4 protein-coding genes are annotated in these 2,585 nt (G+C 73.3%); 1 reads left to right on the top strand and 3 read right to left on the bottom strand.

From position 1 onward, the window contains the following. The first annotated feature begins 21 nt into the window (after window positions 1-21). On the top strand, window positions 22-330 hold the full coding sequence (locus tag AB0M20_RS37395; RefSeq protein ID WP_364305513.1) for a hypothetical protein: 309 nt from the start codon (window positions 22-24) through the stop codon (window positions 328-330). A gap of 3 nt (window positions 331-333) precedes the next feature. Here the strand turns inward: AB0M20_RS37395 and AB0M20_RS37390 are convergent, their stop codons facing one another. The 3 genes from AB0M20_RS37390 to AB0M20_RS37380 form a co-directional block, all read right to left on the bottom strand. Then, on the bottom strand, window positions 334-807 hold the full coding sequence (locus AB0M20_RS37390; protein ID WP_364305512.1) for a ribose-5-phosphate isomerase: 474 nt from the start codon (window positions 805-807) through the stop codon (window positions 334-336). Between the two features lie 27 nt (window positions 808-834). Then, the gene (locus tag AB0M20_RS37385; protein ID WP_364305511.1) at window positions 835-1,740 is read right to left on the bottom strand and encodes an alpha/beta hydrolase; all 906 of its coding nucleotides are present in this window, start codon (window positions 1,738-1,740) and stop codon (window positions 835-837) included. 63 nt (window positions 1,741-1,803) lie between these two features. Next, window positions 1,804-2,585 (bottom strand): DUF1015 family protein (locus tag AB0M20_RS37380; protein ID WP_364305510.1); only part of this gene is annotated, 782 nt, incomplete at its 5' end.

The raw sequence follows: 2,585 nt of genomic DNA, 5'->3' as shown, positions 1-2,585 counted from the left end.
GAAGTGTTCTAAGTTCGGTGAATGGCTGAGATCGAGCGCCGGCGCCGGCGGTTGCGCCCCTCCGCGGGCGGCGCCCCGGCGCCCGAGCCCGCCCCGCCGCCGGCCGCCGCGGAGCCGCCGCCCCGGGCTCGCCCGGCCGCGGGCGGCGACGAGTCGGAGCGCGGCCTGCGAGGCCTGGTCGGGTCGGGATCGTCGCAGGTCAGCGTGGGCGCGGCCATGCGGGCACGGGACGCCGCCCGGCCCAGCGAGGAACATCTGGCCGAGGCCGAGGGCATGCCCATCGTGCGGCGCAACTGGATGCCGCGCGAGGATCTGCCCCGCAACCGCTGACCGTCAGGAGGACGGCAGCGGCGGCAGCTCGCGCGAGGTTTCGTACGCGGTGAGCTGGTCGATGCGGCGCTGGTGGCGCGGGTTGCCGGAGAACGGCGTGGCCAGGAAGGTGTCGACGAACGCGGCCGCCTCCTCCGGGGTGTGCTCGCGGGCGCCGATGCTGCACACGTTGGAGTCGTTGTGCTGCCGGGCCAGCTCGGCGATCTGCACCTTCCAGACCAGCGCCGAGCGCACCCCGGCCACCTTGTTGGCGGCGATCTGCTCGCCGTTGCCCGAGCCGCCGATGACGACGCCCAGGCTGCCCGGGTCGTCGACCACCCGCTGGGCGGCGTGCAGGCAGAACGGGGGGTAGTCGTCCTCGGCGTCGTAGACGTGCGGGCCCACGTCGACCACCTCGTGCCCCTGCTTCTGCAGATGCTCGGCGAGGTGGTTCTTCAGCTCGAAGCCGGCGTGGTCGGAACCCAGGTAGACACGCATTGCCCCATCCTTGCAGAAAGGATCCGCTCAGAACGTCAGGGCGCTGCGCAGCGCACCGGCCACCTGATCGGCGGCCGCGCGGGCGGCGTCGATGACGGCGAGTTTGCGGGCGAAGCCGTGGTTCATCTGGGCGTAGACGGTGTGCACGACCGGGACGCCGGCGGTGACGAGCGCGTCGGCGTAATCGGCGCCCTCGTCGCGCAGCACGTCGAACTCGGCGGTGATGATCAGCGTCGGCGGCATCCCGGTCAGGTCGGCGGCCAGCGGCGCCACGTCCGGCGACCAGCGCAGGCTCGGCTCCGGCACGTACGCCTCCCAGGCCAGCCGCATCGACTCGCGGTCCAGTCCGTAGCCGCCCAGCTCGGCATAGGACTCACTGGACAGCGTGGGGTCGATCACCGGATAGATCAGCGCCTGGAAGTCGAGCGGGGTGGCCGCGTCGCGCTGGCGGCGGGCGACCACGGTGGCCAGCTGCCCGCCCGCGCTGTCTCCGGCGATCGCGATGCGGGCCGGGTCGACGCCCAGCGCGGCGCCCTCCTTGCGCACGTAGGACAGGACGGTCTCGACGTCCTCGACGGGGGCTGGGAAGACGTGCTCGGGCGCCAGGCGGTACTCCACCGACAGCACCGCGCAGCCGGACCGCTGGGCGACCCGGCGGCAGAACCGGTCGACGGTCTCCACGCTGCCGTAGCACCAGCCGCCGCCGTGCAGGTAGACGACGATCGGCGCGCCGAACGAGGTCGCGTAGAGGCGCCCCGGCACGCCGTCGGCGTCCACGTCGACCACCACGGGCAGCGGGAAGGCCGGGCCGCACTCGGCCTCGTTCGACGCCTCCATGTCCTCCCGCAGCGCGCGCACGGCGTCCGCCGGGTCGGTCAGCTCCGTCGGCCGGGGACGCAGCGCCGCGGCGGCGGTGACCTGCGGGTGCAGCATAGTTATGCCTTCAGTCGATCAGCGGTGGCGGTGGGGCTGAAGGCATAGCTGCCTTCAGTCCGATCAAGGGTGGTGGTGGGGCTGGGGAAGGCCGATGTCGGCCAGCACGAGGCCGGCCCGCGCCTTCGGCGTGAACCAGGTGCTCTTGCGCGGCAGCTTGTGCCGCTCCAGGTTCACCCGCACGAAGTCCTCGACCGTCACCGGCGGGATGACCACGGCCATCGCGGACCGCCCGGCGTCCACCTCACCGCGCAGCCAGTCGGCCGGGTAGTCACCGCCGACATAGGTGATCCGCTTGTCCCCCGGGTCCAGCCCGAGCACGTCGCCGAAGAGGACCCGCTCGACCCGGGCGTGGTCCAGGTTCTCGACCTCGGGCAGCGCCGGGTCGGCGGGCAGGGTGAGACCGTGCACGAAGCCCGGGGCGTACAGCTCGACCGGTCCGGAGCCGACCTCCGCGCCCGCCGCCCGCAGCTGGTCGGCCAGCTCGCCCACCGGCACCGGCAGCTCGCTGACCAGACGGTTGTAGGGCTGGATCGCCACCGAGGCCGGCGTCGTGATCACCGCGAGGAACTGCGGAAGACCGGCGGTCTGCGCGGCCAGGCTGCGGTGGTTGCCGTCGGCGACGACGAGCTCGCCACCGCCGGCGAGCTCGAGCAACTGCCGCTGCTGCGGGCCGTCGTGCATGGCCCAGATCTCATGGGTACGCCCGGACTGGTCCACATCGGTCGCATCCGGCTCGGCGGCCGACTCAGCGGCGGCGACCAGCGCGGCGTGCAGCTCCTCGCCACGCCCGGTCTGCATCAGCAGCACCGGCGACAGCAGCGTGCCCAGCGTCTCGGCCAGGG

It is taken from the genome of Actinoplanes sp. NPDC051633, from assembly GCF_040681735.1.
Lineage (GTDB): Bacteria > Actinomycetota > Actinomycetes > Mycobacteriales > Micromonosporaceae > Actinoplanes.
This window is presented reverse-complemented; position numbering and strand designations above follow the sequence as displayed.

Coding starts and splice junctions, on each gene's coding strand:
- AB0M20_RS37395 (WP_364305513.1), top strand. CDS start 22: ATGGCTGAGATCGAGCGCCGGCGCCGGCGGTTGCGCCCCTCCGCGGGC.
- AB0M20_RS37390 (WP_364305512.1), bottom strand. CDS start 807: ATGCGTGTCTACCTGGGTTCCGACCACGCCGGCTTCGAGCTGAAGAAC.
- AB0M20_RS37385 (WP_364305511.1), bottom strand. CDS start 1,740: ATGCTGCACCCGCAGGTCACCGCCGCCGCGGCGCTGCGTCCCCGGCCG.